The organism is Amycolatopsis sp. CA-230715 (genome assembly GCF_018736145.1).
In the GTDB taxonomy this organism is placed as follows: Bacteria; Actinomycetota; Actinomycetes; order Mycobacteriales; family Pseudonocardiaceae; genus Amycolatopsis.
This window is the reverse complement of record NZ_CP059997.1, coordinates 4,395,146-4,412,628: the sequence shown is the minus strand read 5'-3', so window position 1 is coordinate 4,412,628 and position 17,483 is coordinate 4,395,146. Positions and strand designations below refer to the sequence as shown.

Below are 17,483 nucleotides of genomic sequence, written 5' to 3'. Positions count from 1 at the left end.
CGGGCCGGCGCTCGTCACGGTTGGTGTACTCACGGTCCTCCTCACTTCTTCCCGTCCTGCAGGGGGCAGCCGCCCAGCGCCTCGCGCAGGTCCTCGTTCATCAGTTCCAGTCGCCTGGTCAGCGCGTCGACGTCGTCGTCGGACCAGTTCTCGAGCGCGCGCTTGACGAAGGCGATGTACAACCCGCGCCAGCGTTCGAGCTGCGCCTTGCCCTCTTCGGAGACCCTGATCAGCGCCGCGCGCCCGTCTTCGGGGGCGGGCCGCCGCTCGATCAGGCCAGCGGCGGCGAGCTGGGAGATCTGCCTGCTGATCACGGACAGATCGACCATGCGGCGCTTGGCCAGCTCCGACGGGCGGCATTCGCCGCGATGGGCGAGCTCGGAGAGCAGCATGCCCGCGGCGGGGTGGATGCCGGGCTCGGCGTTCCACGCCTGCGCGATCCAGCCGTGCTGGAGCTGCGCGGAGGCGCGGAGCTGGCGCATCAGCTCCATGCTGGCGTCGTCGCTGGGGCCGCCGCGCGGTTCGGCTTCCGGGTCCGCCACGGGACGGTCCAGTGTTTCCGGCTGCTCACCCATGCGGACCGGCCTCCCTCTTCCGATGACTCGCGCCAATTGCTTGCGCCATACAAGTTTACGATCAGCTAGTTGCTTAGCACAACTATCCTTGGCGTGAGCTAGCGCACCCCGTTGCCGGGCAACACCACCCGTCTGGCGCAACCTTGCTCGGATTCGGCCGCACGCCGGTTACTCTGCGGACTGCCCGCCCGGATCCCCGCGAGGCGTATTTGATCAAGAGGATGGAATATTCATGATCACCACGGCCACTGATCGCGGGGTGTGGCCGGTGCTCGATGACGAAGTAGTAACGGCGGATCGTTCATGAATAATCCCCCACGGAGGATCCCCGACCCCCGAAAACCCTGCGAGCAGACACCGACATGACCGCCGACGCCGTCAGCCCCGTTCCCCGGTCCAGTCACCGGGAGGCCCCGCCAGCCGTCACCCACATGGTGCGGCTCATCAGGGACGCCTGGGCGAAGGCGGAACCGTACCTGCCGGAGATCTCGCAGTTCTTCTACGGCATGTTGTTCACCCTCGCGCCCGCCACGCGCGATTTCTTCCCGATCAACATGGAAGTGCAGCGGGGCAGGCTCGTGCGCGCGCTCGTGCACGTGGTCCAGATGGTCGACCGCCCCGACGACCTGGTGCCGTTCCTGCGCCAGCTCGGCAGGGACCACCGCAAGTTCGGCGTCATCCCCAAGCACTACGAGGCGGTCGGCACCGCGCTCCTCGCTTCGCTGAAGAAGCACCTCGGTCCGGAGTGGACGCCCGAAGTGGAGCGCGCGTGGGCCGAGGCGTACACGATCATCGCCAGGTCCATGCAGGAAGCGGCGGCCGCCGACACGAACCCGGCTTCGTGGACGGCGACCGTGGCCGAGCACCGCAGGATCAGCTGGGACCTCGCGCTCGTCCGGCTCCAGCCGGAGCGGCAGCTGCCGTTCCTCGCCGGCCAGTACATGAGTGTCGAAGTGCCGCAGCGGCCGCGGCTGTGGCGGTACCTCTCACCCGCGAACGCCCCGCGCGAAGACGGTTCGATGGAGTTCCACGTGCGCGCGGTCGAAGGCGGCTGGGTCTCGCGCGCGATCGTCAGCCACACCCAGGAGGGCGACGTGTGGCGGTTCGGGCCGCCGCTGGGCCGGATGACCGTCGACCGGGAAAGCGACCGCGACGTGCTGATGGTCGCGGGCGGCACGGGGGTCGCGACCGTTCAGTCGCTGCTCGACGAGCTGGCGCAGTGGGGCGAGAACCCGAGGGTCAAGGTGTTCTACGGCGACCGCACGCGCGAAGACCTCTACAACCTGGAAAATCTGCGCATGCTCGCGTCCACGAATCCCTGGCTCACCGTGACGCCGGTGATCGAGCACGGGCCCGGCCTCACCGGCTGCGAACACGGCACGCTGGCCGAAGCGATCACGCGGCACGGGGCGTGGCCCAACCACGACGTGCTGGTGTCGGGCTCGCCCGCGATGATCAGGGCGACGGTGTCCAGGATGCTCGTCGCGGGCACCGCGCTCGACCAGATCCGCTACGACCCGTTCACCATCGACTAGCGCGTTTCGCAGTGGTGCCCTTTTCCACTCACGGATAGCCTCGCGGCATGGAAACTGCGATCACGGTGGCCGACGGGTCCATCAAGGGCTATCTCGCCGAGCCCTTGCCGGAGGTGTCCGGGCCCGGTCCGTATCCGGCGGTGGTGCTCGTCCACGACGCGGTCGGGCTCACCCAGGACGCCAGGACCATCGCGGAGCGGTTCGCCACCGCGGGTTACCTCGTGCTCGCACCCGACATGTATTCGCGGGGCGGCGCGCTGCGCTGCCTGAAGGGCGTTTTCCGCGACATGTTCGCCGCGAAGGGCCGTGCCTTCGACGACATCGAAGCCGCGCGCCGCGCACTCGCCGGGCGGGACGACTGCACCGGGAAGGTCGGCGTGGTCGGGTTCTGCATGGGCGGCGGTTTCGCGCTCGTGGCCGCGAGCAGCGGGTTCGACGCGTCCGCGCCGTACTACGGCCAGCTGCCGAAGAACCTGTCCGTTTTGGACGAAGCGTGCCCGGTGGTGGCGAGCTTCGGCCGCAAGGACGTGACCTTGAAGGGCGCCGCGGCGAAGCTGGAGTCGGCGCTCGCCGAGCGCGAAATCCCGCACGACGTCAAGGAATACCCGGACGCGGGCCACAGCTTCGCGAACCAGCTCCCGCTGAACCGCCTGCTGCGCGTCACCACCGGTTTCGGCTACCACCACGAGTCCAATGAGGACGCTTGGCGGCGCGTGCTCGCGTTCTTCTCGGAGCACCTGGGCTGATGCGGGTACTCGGTATCGACAACGTGGTGGTTCCGGTCGGTGAGCTGGCCGGGGCCAAGGAGTTCTACGCGGGCGCGCTGGGCCTTCCCGTGAAGTTCGAACTCCCGGAGCAGGGGATCGCCCTGTTCGACGTGGGCGGCGAAGGCCCGGGAATCCTGCTCCGCGTCGACCGGGAAGCAGGCCGTGGCAGCTCGCCCGCGATGCGGGTGTGGCTCGAGGTGCCCGATGCCAGGGCGGCGGCACGGGAACTGGCCGGACTCGGTGTCGAGCCACTCGCGCCGCCGTTCGAGGTCGGCACGGGCTGGACCGTCGAGGTGGCCGACCCGTGGGGCAACGTGATCGGCCTGACCGACTACCTCAAGCGCCCCGAACTGGGCCGTTAGCGGATCAGGTCGTCACCACGAACTTGCCCTTCGCGCTGCCGTCTTCCATCGCCGCGTGCGCTTCGACGATCTGGTCGAACCGGTACACGCGGTCGACGGGTGCCGTCGCGGTTCCGGCGGCGATGGCGTCGGTGAAGCGCTGCAGCACGTCGGCGGGAAGGTCCGCGGCGTCGCCGCCGTACGCGGTCAGCCGCACGCCGTTCGGCAGGTAGCCGATCGGGTAGAAGTCCTTCACCGTCCACTCGTTCGACAGCATCCCGGTGAAGCACACGACGCCGTGGACCCTGGTGGCGCGGAGCGTGTCCGGCAGCGCGGGCGTGCCGACCAGTTCCAGCGCGGTGTCCACGCCGCCGGGCAGGATCGCGCGGACCCGCGGCGCGATCTCACCGTCGTCGATGAGCACGTGGTCCACGCCGATCTTCGTGAGCGCTTCGGTCTTCTCGGTGTTGCGGGTGGTCGCGAAGACGGTCATGTCGCGCTGTTTGGCGAGGATCGCGGTGGCCATGCCGACCGAGGAGGTGCCGCCCCTGATCAGGATCGACTGGCCGGGTCGCGCGTCGAGGCCGACGGTCAGCGAGCCGTAGGCGGTCTGCAGCATCTCGGGCAGCGAGCCGAGCACGTCCCAGCCGAGATCGCTTTCGAACGCGATGACCTGGCTCACCGGGACGCACGTGTATTCCGCGTAACCGCCGTCGAAGGTGCGGCCCATCCCGCCCATCATCGCGACGACCTGCTGCCCCGCCTCGAATTCGCCGCCGGGGCACTCGGCCACGACACCGGTGGCCTCGATGCCCAGCACGCGCGGGAACGTCACACCGTCGGCGAGGCCGAGGCGCGTGTGCAGCTCGGACCTGTTGAGCCCGAAGGCCTTCACGCGGACGAGCACCCAGCCCGGGTTCGGCCGCGGCACCGGCAGCTCCCGGATTTCAAGTGCCTCGGCGGGGCCCGGCGCGGTCAGCACGACCGCTCGCATGGTGTCGCTCATCGACGTCCTTTCTCACGGAGTCGGGTCAGGGTGGCGCTGAGCCGGTCCAGCTCGCGCGGCGAGAGATGCGCGCCGAACCAGGCTTCGAGCTCCTCGTCGACGACAGCGCCCGCCTCGGCGAGCAGGCGCTTTCCCTTGGCCGTCAACGAGATGACCGAGGACCGGCCGTCCTCGGGATTGCTCCGGCGGCGGCAGTCCCCCGCCGCCTCGATCCGGTCGACGAGCTTGCTCGTGCCGCCGACCGTGATCGCCAGCTCGCGCGCGATGTCCTGCACGCGGCACCCGTCGACGCGGTCGATCAGCTCCAGGAACTCGAACTTGCCCAGCGCGATCCCGAAATCGGCGCGCAGACGCGCGTCGATCGCGTTCCACGACTCGGTTTCGAGCCGGACGAGCTCACTGAACAAGCGGCGAAGGTCGGTCACGCGGCTCCCTTCTCGATGTATTCCACGGAATCTAACACGAATGTGGATTCCATGGAATACATGAGGGCGGGGCCGCGTCTTGTCAAGAAAACTGTCCACAGGCACCGTGGCTGTGGACAACTCGGTCACTCGGCCCTTTTCGGGACGGAGAGGCGGTACGCTGGGCTTGGGGCCGCCCCCCGGGACGGGTGGGGGATTCTCTTAACCCGTTAGGCGAGGGTGGCGGGCTTTTCGCTTGCCCCGAAAGTGACCTTCGGGGAATCTGGTGCCCCGAACGTCACTTTCGGGGCACTGGCGCGGGGCACCTCAGCCGAGGAGGGGCTTTCCCGGCGGGTCCGCGATGTCGAGCCGTTGCGGCGCGCGCGAAAAAGCCCGCCGGGTCCGGGGTGGACGGCGGCGGGCCGGGTCGAGAAGGGTCAGCGGGGGCGGCGTGGTTTCCAGACCACCAGCGAGGTCTGCTGCCGCATCGGCACCAGGTCCTTGCGGTACGACGCGTGGATCGACGCCGCCGCCTGTTCGGCCGCGGCGTAGGCCGAGGCCAGTTCTTCGGTCAGTTCCCGCACCCGCATCCGCAGCGCGTCGACCTGGTTCTCCAGTTCGATAATGCGCTTGATGCCGGAGAGGTTGACGCCCTCCTCCTGGGAGAGCCGTTGCACTTCGCGCAGGACGGCGATGTCCCGCATGGAGTAGCGCCGCCCGCCGCCCGCGGTCCGGCCAGGCGAGACGAGGCCTTGCCGGTCGTAGGAGCGGAGCGTCTGCGCGTGCATGCCGGACAGTTGCGCGGCCACCGAGATGACGAAGACCGGGGTGTCCTCGTCGGCGCCGCCTGGAAGCCCCCCGCCCGGAGGCCCGCCGAACACCGCCATCGTGCTCACCGCCCTTGTAGCAGCTCAGTGATCTCCGGACGTGGGTCCTGATCCTTGACGGCTTCCGCGTAACTCTCCAGCGCCGCCTTCGCCTTTTCGTCCACAGTGGACGGAACGGCGACCTGCAGGGTGACGAGCAGGTCGCCCTGCTTGCCGTCCCGCTTCGCGATGCCCTTGCCCCGCACCCGCAGCACGCGGCCGCTGGCGGTACCGGGCGGGACCTTCACCGAAACCTTCGAGTCGAGCGTGGGCACCGTGATCGTGCCGCCGAGCGCGAGCTCCGCGAAGTTCACGCCGACGGTGATCGTCAGATCGAGCTCCTTGCGGCCGAACAACGCGTGCGGTGCCACGTGCACGCGGACGAACAGGTCACCGGCCTGCGCGCCGCCGCGGCCCGGTTCGCCCTGACCGGCAAGGCGGATGCGCTGGTTGTCGTCGACACCGGGCGGGATCCGCACGGTGAGCGTCCTGGTGCGGGTGCTGACACCCTCGCCCGCGCATTCGGGGCACGGGTCGTCGATGATCTTGCCGCGGCCACGGCAGTCCTGGCACGGCTCGGAGAACGCGAACGCGCCCTGGCTCCGGCTGACCAGCCCGCTGCCGCTGCACGTCGGGCACAGCCGCGGGCTCGTGCCCGGTTTCGCGCCGTTGCCGCCGCAGGTACCGCACGTGGTCGGGCTCGACAGCCGCAACGGCAGCGTCGCACCCTTCACCGCCTCGACGAAGTCGATCCGCACATCGGTTTCCACGTCCGCGCCGCGCTGCGGGCGGTTCGTGGTGGCACCCGCGGCGCCACGGCGGCCGAACAGGTTGCCCAGCATGTCGCCGAGCCCGCCGAAACCACCGCCCTGCGCGCCAGCCTGGCCGAAGATGTCGCCGACGTCGAAACCGCCACCGCCGCCACCGGGGAAGTTGAACCCGCCGGGCCCGCCGCCGCCGAACAGCTGGCGCGCCTCGTCGTACTCCTTGCGCTTGCCCGGATCGGACAGCACGCCGTACGCCTCGGACACCGCCTTGAACTTCTGCTCGGCCTCGGCGTTGCCCGCGTTGGCGTCCGGGTGGTTCTCCTTGGCCAGCTTGCGGTACGACTTCTTGATCTCGTCCGCCGTGGCGTCGGAGGAGACGCCCAGTTCGCGGTAGAAGTCCTTACCGATCCACTCCCGAGCGCTCATCGGGCGCCTCCTCCCTGGTCGTATCTAGTGTTCCGGGTTTTCTTCCGACTTCGCCGCACCGTCCGCCCCGTCCAGGGGCAGCTCGCCCTCGGACGGCGGGTCGACCGGCGCCGCGGCCGGTTCGTGGTCGGTGACCCCGACCAGCGCGGCCCGCAGCACCCGGTCGCCGAGCCGGTAGCCGCGCCGCATCACCACGGTGACGGTCGGCCCTGCCACGTCCGGCGACGTGTTGTGCTGGACGGCTTCGTGCACGCTCGGGTCGAAGGGCTCGCCCTCGGCACCGAACGGTTCGAGCCCGGCGCGCTGCAACCCGGCGGAGAGCTTGTCTCCCACCGCTTTCAGCGCGCCCGTGTAGTCACCGTGCTGCTCGGCCCGCTCGAGATCGTCGAGCAGCGGAAGCAGGTCGCCGACCACGGACGCCTTGCCCGCGGCCGCGACGGCTTCCTTGTCCCGCTCGACGCGGCGCCGGTAGTTCGCGTACTCCGCCTGCACTCGCTGCAGGTCGGCGGTGCGTTCCGCCAGCTCCTTCTCGAGATCGGTCTGCGCGGGCACGGCTTCGTCCACAAGGGACTCACCGAGCGACGGGCCCGCTTCGGCCGCGGCACCTTCCGGCTCGCCGGGCTCCGGGACGGGCTGCTCGCGCAGCCGCCCCGTGTCCGGGTCGATCTTCCGGCGATCGCGGACCACCACGGGCTCTTCCGGAGCCTGCTGTGCGCTTTCGTCGTGCCTGCCGGTCACTTCTTCGCATCCCCGGACTTGTCGTCGGCCTTCTCGTCGTCGACGATCTCGGCGTCCACCACGTCGTCGGCCTTCGCGGACCCGGCCGCACCGGCAGCGCCCGCGGCACCGGTCGCACCCGCGTCACCGGCGGCCTGCTGCGCGGCGTTCGCGTCGGCGTAGAGCGCGGTCCCGAGCTCCTGGGAAGCCGTGTTCAGCTTCTCGATGGACTCGCGGATCTTCGCCGAGTCGGTGCCCTTGAGCGCCTCGTTCGCCTCGTCGATCGCGGTCTTGACCTTGCCCTTGAGCTCGTCGGGGAGCTTGTCCTCGTTGTCCTTGACGAACTTCTCGGTCTGGTAGACCAACGTCTCCGCCTGGTTGCGGGTCTCGGCCTCTTCGCGGCGGTTCTTGTCCTCCTCGGCGTGCGCCTCGGCGTCCTTGACCATCCGCTCGATGTCCTCCTTCGGCAGCGCGGAGCCACCGGTGATGGTCATCGACTGCTCCTTGTTCGTGCCGAGGTCCTTCGCGAGGACGTGCACGATGCCGTTCGCGTCGATGTCGAAGGTGACCTCGATCTGCGGCACACCGCGCGGCGCGGGCGGAAGCCCGGTCAGCTCGAACATGCCGAGCTTCTTGTTGTGCGCGGCGATCTCGCGCTCACCTTGGAACACCTGGATCTGCACCGACGGCTGGTTGTCGTCCGCGGTGGAGAAGATCTCCGAGCGCTTCGTCGGGATCGTGGTGTTCCGCTCGATGAGCTTGGTGAACACGCCGCCCTTGGTTTCGATGCCCAGCGACAGCGGGGTCACGTCGAGCAGCAGGACGTCCTTGACCTCGCCCTTGAGCACACCGGCCTGCAGCGCCGCGCCGACCGCGACGACCTCGTCCGGGTTCACGCCCTTGTTCGGCTCGCGGCCGCCGGTCAGCTCCTTGACCAGGTCCGACACCGCGGGCATGCGGGTGGAACCACCGACGAGCACGACGTGGTCGATGTCGCCGACGGCGATCCCGGCGTCGCGGATGACGTTGTTGAACGGCTGACGGGTGCGCTCCAGCAGATCGGAGGTGATCTTCTGGAACTCCGCGCGCGACAGCGTCTCGTCGAGGAACAGCGGGTTCTTGTCGCCGTCCACGGTGATGTAGGGCAGGTTGATGCTGGCGCTGTTCGAGCTGGACAGCTCGATCTTCGCCTTCTCCGCGGCCTCGCGGATGCGCTGCAGCGCCATCTTGTCCTTGGTCAGGTCGATGCCGTTGGAGGCCTTGAACTTGTCGACCAGCCAGGTGACGATGCGCTCGTCCCAGTCGTCACCGCCGAGGTGGTTGTCACCGGAGGTCGCGCGGACCTCGACGACGCCCTCGCCGATCTCCAGCAGCGAGACGTCGAACGTGCCGCCACCGAGGTCGAAGACGAGGATGGTCTGTTCCTTCTCGCCCTTGTCCAGGCCGTAGGCCAGCGCGGCCGCGGTCGGCTCGTTGACGATGCGGAGCACGTTCAGGCCGGCGATCTGCCCGGCCTCCTTGGTGGCCTGGCGCTGCGCGTCCTCGAAGTAGGCGGGGACGGTGATCACCGCGTCGGTGATCTCCTCGCCAAGGTACGCCTCGGCGTCGCGCTTGAGCTTCATCAGCACCCGCGCGCTGATCTCCTGCGACGTGTAGGACTTGCCGTCGATCTCGGTCTTCCAGTCGGTGCCGATGTGGCGCTTGACCGACCGGATGGTGCGGTCGACGTTGGTGACCGCCTGGTTCTTCGCGGGCTGCCCGGTCAGCACCTCGCCGTTCTTGGCGAAGGCGACGATGGACGGGGTGGTGCGGGATCCTTCGGAGTTGGCGATGACCGCCGGCTCGCCGCCCTCCAGGACGGCGACGACCGAGTTGGTCGTGCCGAGGTCGATGCCGACCGCTCGCGCCATGATGTTCCTCCTGATCAGTGCGGCTGAACCGCGGTGTACTACGTTTCTGACCTGCACAGGTGCGCCCGCGTTGAGCGGGTCCTGCTCAAGTTCTATCGAGAGAGAGCCGCGGCCGTCAAGCTGGACTTGAGTCGGGGTGGCTCAACCTTTCTGCCTGTCCAACGTGCCACCTGCGGGAGTTGTTCCCTCAGGCAGGGCAGATCGCACCTTTCGCCGGTGTGACGCCGCTCACCAGGTACTTCGCGATGGCGCCGCGCGCGCAGCCCGAGTTGTAGGTGCCCGAGTGCCCCGGCGCCGCGTAGGTGAGCAGGGCGCCGTTGTCGATGCGGGACGCCAGGCCCTTCGCCCAGACGAGCGGGGTCGCCGGGTCGTGCTCCCCGCCGACGACGAGGATCGGCACGGTCCCGGAGATGTGCTCGGGATGCGGCGGGTTCTTCGGCGGGACCGGCCAGCCGGTGCACGCGGTGGTGATCGTCCAGAACTCCGAGTACCGCCACGAGTGCGGCGCGACGCGCTTCACCTCGTCGCGGGCCGCCTTCAGGTCGCGCGGGCCGGTGAACGGGGACGGGAGGTCGTGGCACCCGATACCGATGTAAGCCGGGTAGTCCGCCCTGGTGAACTGCGACGCCGTGGTCAGCGCGCTGGCGTCGGCGCGCGCGTCGACGAGCGCCTTCGACAGCGCGGGCCACGCGCGGGAGAGGACGAGGTTGTTGTAAGCGCCCGAGGCCAGTTCGTCGGCGGTCGCGGGGCGGCCGAGGTGCTTGGACGACACCTTGCCCCGCTCGCCGTCCGCCATGAGCGCGTCGTAGTAGGCGAGGACGTTTTGCCCGCGAAGCGCGCACTCGGGCGCGGTCGCGCACCAGGTCGCGAACTGGTGCCAGGCGTCCTCGACGGCCGCGGCCTCGTCGACGATCGCCCGCCGCGACGAGCGGCTGTGGTCCATCGCGCCGTCGAGCACCATCGCGCGCACGCGCTGCGGGTACTTCGCGGCGTACATGGCGCCGATTTCGGTGCCGTAGGACAGGCCGAACCAGGAGATCGTCTCCTCGCCGAGCGCCGCCCTGATCGCGTCGACGTCCTCGACGACGCTCGCGGTGTCCGCGTTGGCGAGCAGGGGACCGGTCTTGGCGAGGCACCGCTCGCCCGCGGCCCGGTTGAACGCGGCGAGCCGGTCGAACCCGGCCCGGTCAGCGGGGAACCGGTTCACCGCGGGGTCGTACGGCCGGTCGCACCGGATCGCGGGGGTGGACTTCCAGATCCCGCGCGGATCGAAGCCGATCACGTCGTAGCGCTGGCGGATTTCGGCGAATTCCGGGGTGCTGAAACCGATGTCGGCGTAGGCGATGCTCGCTGTGCCGGACCCGCCTGGTCCGCCGGGATTGGTCAGCAGCGAGCCGACGCGGTGCGCCTTGTCCTTGGCGGGCAAGCGGTTCAGCGCGATCTTCACGGTGCCGAGCGCCGGGTTCGCCCGGTCGATCGGCACCTCGACCGACGCGCATTCGACGGTGGGGTCGGTGCCCTGGATGGCACACGGAGTCCAGGTCAGCGTCGAGGGATCGGCCGCGGCGGACCCGGCGGCGAGCACCGACACCGGCACCAGAAGGGCAGCGGCGGCAAGGGTTTTGAGCTTCACACGGTCCTCGGTTCGAAGTCAGGTCAGGACGGTCGCACGGTGACCGGGCCGGTTCCGGTGCGCGCCTCGACGGTGTTCGGCGCGGACGGCGTGTTCGGGACGCGGAGGTCGACGGGCCCGGTCTGCGCGTCGGCGGTCACGCGGTACGCCGACGGCGGCACGGTCACCGTGACCGCGCCCGTCTGCGCGGCCGCGTACACCGTGCCCGGTTTGGTCTGCGCGGTGCGCACGTCACCGGTCTGCGCCTCGGCGCGCACGGCGCCGCTCACCCCGCGCACGTCGATCCCGCCGGTGGTGGTGCGCACGTCGGCCGAGGCCGCGCGGTCGAGGTCGATGGACCCGATGCCGACGAAACCGGACACCGGCAGCGCGGCGGGCAGCACCACGTCGTAGTCCACCGAACAGCCTTCGCCGCAGCCGTTCAGCACGAGCGCGCCGCCGTCCACGTGGTGCGAGTCGCCGACCGGCTTACTGCCGGTGAACTTCAGCTCGCGGCGGATCGAAACCGGCGCGCCGTCCTCGACGTGGACCTTCACCCCGCCGGTCGGGATGTCGAACTTCACCACCGAAACCGGTGCCGTGATCGGTTTCCCGTCGCTGGCCGCTTCGGCGGGTCCCAGCCCGTTGCAGGCGGTGATGGTCAGCGCCACCGCGGCGCCGAGCACGACGGCGCCCAGCACGCGCACTTCGGTCTTCCCCATGATCGGTCTCTACCCCCGGATGTCTGATGTGGACTTGTCTCAGGCGGCCACGACGGAGACGTCGCCGCTGCCGGTGTCGAGGTCGAGCAGGTGCGTGCCGGACGCGCTCTGGTTGACCGAGATCTTCCGGTCGCCGCTGCCCGAATCGCCTTCCACGCGGTAGGTGTCCTGCGGGATCACGAGCTTGACGCTGCCGCTGCCGGTGTGCGCGCGGACGTCCTGCGGGCTGGTGACCTTCAGGTCGACGTCGCCGGACTGCGCCTCGGCGTCGGTCTTCGCGCGCAGCCCGTCGCCGCGGACGTGCCCGGACTGGGCGTGCGCCTTCACCTCGCCGCCGATGTCGTGCACCTCGATGTCACCGGAAGTGGTGCCGACGGTCGCGGGCCCCTCGACGCCCTGCACGGTGACCTGGCCGGAAAGAGCGGAGACATCCACGCTCGCGACCCCTTTGATCCGCACGTCCCCCGAACCGTTCTTGCCGGTCACCGCGGTCCCCTTCGGCACCACGACGTCGTAGTCGACGGAACAGCCGCTGCCGCAGTCCGCGAGCACCAGCGTGTCGCCTTCGACGCGAAAGGAATTGCCCGGCTTGTCGCCCCAGTGGTAGTTGAAGGCCTGCCGGACGGTCGACTCCGTGACGTCCCCGGTCTGAATGTCGATCTTGCCGGAGCTGTTGTCGATGCGCACCGATTTCACCGCCTGCGCGACCGACGCTTCGGCGTGCGCCGAGGACGGCCACCACCAACCGGTGGCCATGACCACACCGAGCCCGATCAGCGCGAGCCCCCCGAGTGCCAGTGCGGGCCGTCCCATTGAGTCCTCCAGTCGCAGGTTTTCGACGTCGATGACGCTAAGGCGTCGGATGCCCCGGTCACATCGGGGTGATCCCCCGGATCGCCCCTGAGGCTGCCCCTACCTCCACCCCGGCGGGCGCGGCACGGCCGCACTAGAGTCGGCGGCGCAGCTTCCCCGAGTACCTGGAGGATCGATGCCGCAGCCGCCCAACCCGTACGACTTCCTTCCCCCCGCGCCCGGTTTCACCCTGCGCAGCAACGACGTCGCCGACGGCGAACCGCTCGCCACCCCGCACCTCAGCGGCATCTTCGGCGCGGGCGGCGAGGACCGGTCGCCGCACCTTTCCTGGGAAGGCGCCCCCGAGGGGACGAAGAGCTTCGTCGTCACCTGCTACGACCCGGACGCCCCCACCGCGAGCGGGTTCTGGCACTGGGCCGTGCTCGACATCCCGGCGTCGACGACCGAGCTTCCCTCCGGCGCCGGTGATTCGAGCGGTTCCGGCCTGCCCGCGGGCGCGCGCACGCTGAAGAACGACGGCGGCGTGAAGCAGTTCCTCGGTGCCGCGCCGCCACCGGGACACGGCCCGCACCGCTACATCTTCGCCGTGCACGCACTCGACGTGTCGCTCGCGGACACCGTCGACGAGAACGCCACGCCCGCGTTCCTCGGCTTCAACATGTTCGGCCACACGCTGGGCCGCGCGACGATCACGCCGACCCACGAGAACAAGGGCTGAGGCGCACCGGCGGGCGCGGCCCGCTCATCGAGCGCGTTCGATGACGTCCGCTCCCGCCGCGGCGCCGCCCGCCGCGCGCAGGGCCCGCTTCATCCGGGCCAGGCGGGCACGGACAGCGTCGTCGCGCGCCACTCGCTCGACGTCGGCGAGCGGATCCGTGCCGTCCGAAACGACGCCGAGCCCGAGTTCGGCCGCTCGTGCCGCGTTGACCCGCTGTTCGGGTGCCTGCGGCACGGCGACGACGGGCACTTCGTGGTCGAGCGCTTCCATCGTCGACCCCATCCCGGCGTGCGTGACGAACGCCCGCGCGCGGCGGAGCACCGCTGGCTGCGGAACGAACGGTGAGATGTCCACATTGGACGGAACGGGCGGCAGGCCCGCGAGATCGACGTGCGGGCCGACGGACATCACCACGTGCCAGCGCGTACCGGCGAAGGCGTCGATCACGGCGCGGAAGAACCCGGGGCGGTTGGTGAACGCGGTGCCGAGGGAAACCAGCACCACGTCCGCGCCGGGGCCGTCCCACACCTCATCGGACCGGTGACTCCTCGACGGCCCGATGAAGTGGAAGCTCTCGTCGAAGGTGTCGCCGTCGATCTGGAACTCCCGCGGCACGAACACCAGTTTCGCCACCGGTTCCGCGCCGCCGTGTTCGGCGAGCAGCGCACCGACTTCGGCTCCGTAGGCGGCGAACCCGGGATGGGACGGGTCGAACCCCGGGATCAGCCGCGCGACGTCGAAATGCTCGTTGGTGGCGAAGGTCGGCACGAGCGACACCAGCGGCACGCCGAACGCGCCCGCCAGCAGTGGGCCGAGCACCACCGAGTCGGCGCAGACCACCGCGGGCTCGTCCGCCCGGAACCGGGTCAGCAGGCCGGGCAGCGCCCGCCGTGTCGCGGCGAGGAACCCGCGCATGTCCGCCAGCACGTCGTCGACGGAGAAGGCGGTGTTCGCGCCCGCGCCCGGCGCCCAGTCCACCTCGACCGGGACCGCGCCCGCGCGGGCGACCACCGGGGCCAGCTCGGGCCCGGTCACGAAGCTGACCCGGTGCCCGCGCCGGACCAGTTCCTCCACCAGGCCGAGCACCGGGTTGACGTGCCCGCGGGCTGGCGGGGTCGTGCACACCACATGCATTTCATCACCTCGAATAACTAGATACATCTAGCTACTAGACGGTGCTAAGTTTAACGGCATGTCCGAGCCCGCGGCACTGATCGGCGAGCTGATCAGGTTGTCCACCCCCGTCGGCCGCACCCTCGCGGGCGAACTCGGCGTGTCCGTGAACGACCTGGCCGCACTGCACCACCTGGTGGGCAGGACTCCCTTGGGTCCGGCCGAACTGGGCAGGCGGCTCGGCATGTCGACGGCTTCGGCCACCGCGCTCGTCGACCGGCTCGAACGCGGGGGCTATCTGCGGCGGCGCCCCGATCCCCGCGACCGGCGCCGGATAGTGCTCGAAGCCACCGAGGCGATCGCGGAGCGCTCCATGGCGGCGATCGCCCCGCTGGCCGAAGCCGTGGCCGCGATCCCGCTCGACGACGACGCCCGCGAAGCCGTGACGAGCTACCTTGACGAGGTGCTCGCCGCGATGCGTTCCTTCGCCGAAGGCACAGCACTTCCGGACCGGACCTGAAAGGTGGACCGCATGACCACCAAGAAGGACATGGCGCGCGAGGAACGAACGGACCTCGCCGCGTTCCTCGCGACGCTGTCCCCCGAGCAATGGGAACACGAAAGCCTGTGCGAGGGGTGGCGCGTCCGCGAGGTCGTCGCGCACATGACCAGCTACGAGGAACTCGGCTTCGGCGGTGTGCTCGCGACGTTGGTCAAGGGCCGGTTCCAGCCGGGCCGGATCAACGACATCGCGCTGGCGCGCTACCGCACCCGTTCCCCGGAGGAGCTGCTCTCGTTCCTCAACGCGCACCTCGAACCGCGGGGTTTCACGACGTTGCTCGGCGGCATGATCGGGCTCGTCGACGGGTTCATCCACCACCAGGACATCCGCCGCCCGCTCGGCCTGCCGAGGGAAATGCCGGAAGAGCGCCTGAAAACCGTGCTGTCGTGCGCGCTGAAGGCGCCGCCCGTCGGCGCCGGTCCGCGTTCGCGCGGGCTGCGGCTGGTCGCCACTGATGTCGACTGGACGAACGGGACCGGCCCGGAGGTGCGCGGCACCGGTGAGGCGATCCTGATGGCCATCGCCGGCAGGCGCGGTGTGGTGGACGAACTTTCCGGCCCGGGGCAGCCGACGCTCGCCGCCAGGATCGGCTGACTCAGGCGGGCAGGTTCCCGTCCACAATGGATTCCCACCCTCAGGTCTGGTTCAGGTAGGCGAGCACGGCGAGGACGCGGCGGTTTCCCTGGCCGTCGTCGGTGATGCCGAGCTTGCCGAACATGGACGTCGTGTACTTGCTGACCGCGCTTTCGCTGAGGAACAGCCGCTGGCCGATGGCCTGGTTGGACAGGCCCTCCGCCATCAGGGCGAGCACCTCGTGCTCCCGCTCGGTGAGGCCTTCGAGCCGCCGGTTCGAGGATCCGGCGGACAGCAGCTTGGTGATCACGGCGGGATCCATCGCGGTGCCGCCCCCGGCGACGCGGTGCAGCGCGTCGTCGAACTGGTCGGCGTCGAACACGCTCTCCTTGAGAAAGTACCCGACCCCGCTCGCGCCGTCGGCCAGCAGTTCGCGGGCATAAAGCTGTTCGACGTGCTGGGAGAGGATGAGGACCGGCAGCCCCGGTACCGCGCGGCGGGCGGCGAGGACCGCTTGCAGGCCCTCGTCGGACTGGGTCGGCGGCATCCGGACGTCGACCACGGACACCTCCGGCCGCCACTTCAGCAGCGCGTCGAGCGTTTCCGGTCCGGTGGCCGCCGTCGCCACCACCTCGTGCCCGTAGGCTTCGATGAGGCGGACCATCCCCTCGCGCAGCAGGTAGAGGTCCTCGGCTACCACGATTCGCATGGCACCATCATCCTCGCCGTGGTCGGCCCGCCCCGCGGGCTGGTGATCTCCAAGGTGCCGTCGAACACCGCGAGGCGGCGGCGCAATCCCGCGAGGCCTCCGTCCGGCCGCTCCTCGGCGCCGCCCTTCCCGTCGTCTTCGACGTCGACGACGATGCCGGTGTCGTCCTTGGCGATCGAAATCCGCGCACCGCTCGCCCCGGAGTGCTTGGCCGCGTTGGTCACCAGCTCGGCGATTCCGAAGTAGACGGCGGATTCGAGCGGCGGGTCCAGGCGCAGTTGGACGTCCGCGTTCACCACCGTCTCAAGTGGACTGTCCAAGGCGAACGCGCGGACCGCGTCGACGAGCCCCCGTTCGGACAGCACCGGTGGGCTGATTCCCTTGATGAGTTCCCGGAGTTCGGCCATCGACGAAGCCGCGCCGGACCGCGCTTCGGCGAGCAGCGCCTTGGCACGGCCGGGATCGGTGTCCATCAGCTTTTCCACCGTCGCCAGCGAAATCCCGAGCGAGACCAGCCGAGCCTGCGCGCCGTCGTGCAGATCCCGTTCGATGCGCCGGATTTCCGCCGCCTGCGCGACCGTGGTGTCCGCGCGCTGCGCCGTCAGCTCGTCGACGCGGTCCGCCAGTTCCATCGCGGGCGAAGCACGCAAGAAGCGAACGGCCACCGGCTCGACGAGCCGCCACGCGAACGGCGCGCTGCCGACGGCCACGACCACACCGAGGATCCCGACGAGGGGCGCCGACCAGCCGAACCCGAGCACCGCGGCCACGACCCCGGCGGGCGGGACCGCCGCGACCAGTCCCGCGGTGAGCGGCAGGATCGCCGTGAAGCGCAGGTCGCGCCAGGTGGCGGGATCGCTCCACCAGAGCTTCATCCGCTGGTCCTGGCGGGCCTCGCGGCTGCTGCGCGAGTACGACGATCCGTTCCACCAGTACCCGGTGGACATGCGCACCACCGGCGCGGCCTGCCGGTACCCGGCGGGGATAGCGATGCCCGTCCACTTCTCGACGAGGGAGCGGATGATCCGGCACACCGGGCGGGACAGCGCGAGCGTGCCGAGACAGGCCCACACGAACGGCCCGATCCCCGCCCACGGGCTGCCCCACCAGATCGTCAACACCACGGCGGCGGCCCAGACCGCGGGCACCAGCATGCTGACGGCCACGACGGCGCACGCCCGCCCGAACCCCGCGAAGGCACTCGACACCATCTGCTCTTCCTTCCCTCCGGCTTGGTGTGTCCACTGTGCACCGGCCGGGCGCCCGTGTCCCAGTGGTCCGGGCCAGGAGTAGGTCCAGCCACACCCTCCCGTGCGCCCAGACCGATACCGGGCGGGCCGCGCGCTT

At 70.0% G+C, this 17,483-nt stretch carries 19 protein-coding genes; 6 read left to right on the top strand and 13 right to left on the bottom strand.

Annotation, left to right across the window (positions count from 1 at the left end; genetic code table 11):
* Positions 1 to 41: 41 nt before the first annotated feature.
* Positions 42 to 491, bottom strand: coding sequence for a MarR family winged helix-turn-helix transcriptional regulator (locus HUW46_RS21000; protein ID WP_254126631.1), 450 nt, complete (start codon positions 489 to 491; stop codon positions 42 to 44).
* A gap of 446 nt (positions 492 to 937) precedes the next feature.
* Between HUW46_RS21000 and HUW46_RS20995 the strand changes: the two genes are divergently transcribed.
* Genes HUW46_RS20995 through HUW46_RS20985 form a run of 3 tightly spaced genes read left to right on the top strand, consistent with a single transcriptional unit; the run spans position 938 to position 3,239 of the window.
* Positions 938 to 2,110: a globin domain-containing protein gene (locus tag HUW46_RS20995; RefSeq protein WP_215548888.1), complete on the top strand. Its 1,173-nt coding sequence runs from the start codon at positions 938 to 940 to the stop codon at positions 2,108 to 2,110.
* Between the two features lie 47 nt (positions 2,111 to 2,157).
* Positions 2,158 to 2,856 (top strand): dienelactone hydrolase family protein, encoded by a 699-nt coding sequence (locus tag HUW46_RS20990; protein ID WP_215548887.1) that lies wholly within the window; start codon positions 2,158 to 2,160, stop codon positions 2,854 to 2,856.
* Positions 2,856 to 3,239: a VOC family protein gene (locus tag HUW46_RS20985; protein ID WP_215548886.1), complete on the top strand. Its 384-nt coding sequence runs from the start codon at positions 2,856 to 2,858 to the stop codon at positions 3,237 to 3,239. Before HUW46_RS20990 ends, HUW46_RS20985 begins: the two co-directional genes overlap by 1 nt.
* Positions 3,240 to 3,243: 4 nt before the next feature.
* Here the strand turns inward: HUW46_RS20985 and HUW46_RS20980 are convergent, their stop codons facing one another.
* From HUW46_RS20980 to HUW46_RS20940, 9 genes are all read right to left on the bottom strand, one after another.
* Positions 3,244 to 4,212 (bottom strand): zinc-binding alcohol dehydrogenase family protein, encoded by a 969-nt coding sequence (locus HUW46_RS20980; RefSeq protein WP_215550008.1) that lies wholly within the window; start codon positions 4,210 to 4,212, stop codon positions 3,244 to 3,246.
* A gap of 8 nt (positions 4,213 to 4,220) precedes the next feature.
* Entirely contained in the window at positions 4,221 to 4,649 is a 429-nt protein-coding gene (locus tag HUW46_RS20975; protein ID WP_215548885.1) for a MarR family winged helix-turn-helix transcriptional regulator, read from the bottom strand.
* Between the two features lie 416 nt (positions 4,650 to 5,065).
* Complete coding sequence (locus HUW46_RS20970; RefSeq protein WP_215550007.1) at positions 5,066 to 5,515, bottom strand: heat shock protein transcriptional repressor HspR; 450 nt, start codon at positions 5,513 to 5,515, stop codon at positions 5,066 to 5,068.
* A gap of 5 nt (positions 5,516 to 5,520) precedes the next feature.
* Positions 5,521 to 6,687: a molecular chaperone DnaJ gene (gene dnaJ / locus HUW46_RS20965; protein ID WP_215548884.1), complete on the bottom strand. Its 1,167-nt coding sequence runs from the start codon at positions 6,685 to 6,687 to the stop codon at positions 5,521 to 5,523.
* A 24-nt stretch (positions 6,688 to 6,711) separates the two neighbouring features.
* Positions 6,712 to 7,425 (bottom strand): nucleotide exchange factor GrpE, encoded by a 714-nt coding sequence (gene grpE, locus HUW46_RS20960; protein ID WP_215548883.1) that lies wholly within the window; start codon positions 7,423 to 7,425, stop codon positions 6,712 to 6,714.
* Positions 7,422 to 9,314 (bottom strand): molecular chaperone DnaK, encoded by a 1,893-nt coding sequence (gene dnaK, locus HUW46_RS20955; RefSeq protein WP_215548882.1) that lies wholly within the window; start codon positions 9,312 to 9,314, stop codon positions 7,422 to 7,424. The genes grpE and dnaK overlap by 4 nt, the downstream gene beginning before the upstream one ends.
* Before the next feature lie 187 nt (positions 9,315 to 9,501).
* Complete coding sequence (locus HUW46_RS20950; protein ID WP_215548881.1) at positions 9,502 to 10,947, bottom strand: alpha/beta hydrolase; 1,446 nt, start codon at positions 10,945 to 10,947, stop codon at positions 9,502 to 9,504.
* 23 nt (positions 10,948 to 10,970) lie between these two features.
* The gene (locus HUW46_RS20945) at positions 10,971 to 11,648 is read right to left on the bottom strand and encodes a DUF4097 family beta strand repeat-containing protein (protein ID WP_215548880.1); all 678 of its coding nucleotides are present in this window, start codon (positions 11,646 to 11,648) and stop codon (positions 10,971 to 10,973) included.
* Between the two features lie 39 nt (positions 11,649 to 11,687).
* On the bottom strand, positions 11,688 to 12,461 hold the full coding sequence (locus HUW46_RS20940) for a DUF4097 family beta strand repeat-containing protein (protein WP_215548879.1): 774 nt from the start codon (positions 12,459 to 12,461) through the stop codon (positions 11,688 to 11,690).
* Between the two features lie 175 nt (positions 12,462 to 12,636).
* Here HUW46_RS20940 and HUW46_RS20935 point away from each other — a divergent pair, with 175 nt between their 5' ends.
* On the top strand, positions 12,637 to 13,179 hold the full coding sequence (locus HUW46_RS20935) for a YbhB/YbcL family Raf kinase inhibitor-like protein (protein WP_215548878.1): 543 nt from the start codon (positions 12,637 to 12,639) through the stop codon (positions 13,177 to 13,179).
* A 24-nt stretch (positions 13,180 to 13,203) separates the two neighbouring features.
* On the opposite strand, the gene HUW46_RS20930 is transcribed toward HUW46_RS20935, so the two are convergent.
* Positions 13,204 to 14,313, bottom strand: coding sequence for a macrolide family glycosyltransferase (locus tag HUW46_RS20930; RefSeq protein ID WP_215548877.1), 1,110 nt, complete (start codon positions 14,311 to 14,313; stop codon positions 13,204 to 13,206).
* 58 nt (positions 14,314 to 14,371) lie between these two features.
* Between HUW46_RS20930 and HUW46_RS20925 the strand changes: the two genes are divergently transcribed.
* Positions 14,372 to 14,812 (top strand): MarR family winged helix-turn-helix transcriptional regulator, encoded by a 441-nt coding sequence (locus tag HUW46_RS20925; protein ID WP_215548876.1) that lies wholly within the window; start codon positions 14,372 to 14,374, stop codon positions 14,810 to 14,812.
* A 12-nt stretch (positions 14,813 to 14,824) separates the two neighbouring features.
* Entirely contained in the window at positions 14,825 to 15,448 is a 624-nt protein-coding gene (locus HUW46_RS20920; RefSeq protein WP_215548875.1) for a maleylpyruvate isomerase family mycothiol-dependent enzyme, read from the top strand.
* Positions 15,449 to 15,488: 40 nt separating this feature from the next.
* Here the strand turns inward: HUW46_RS20920 and HUW46_RS20915 are convergent, their stop codons facing one another.
* Together HUW46_RS20915 and HUW46_RS20910 are read right to left on the bottom strand one after the other, a co-directional pair.
* Positions 15,489 to 16,136 (bottom strand): response regulator transcription factor, encoded by a 648-nt coding sequence (locus HUW46_RS20915; protein WP_215548874.1) that lies wholly within the window; start codon positions 16,134 to 16,136, stop codon positions 15,489 to 15,491.
* Positions 16,121 to 17,347: a sensor histidine kinase gene (locus HUW46_RS20910; protein ID WP_215548873.1), complete on the bottom strand. Its 1,227-nt coding sequence runs from the start codon at positions 17,345 to 17,347 to the stop codon at positions 16,121 to 16,123. The genes HUW46_RS20915 and HUW46_RS20910 overlap by 16 nt, the downstream gene beginning before the upstream one ends.
* Positions 17,348 to 17,483 lie beyond the last annotated feature (136 nt).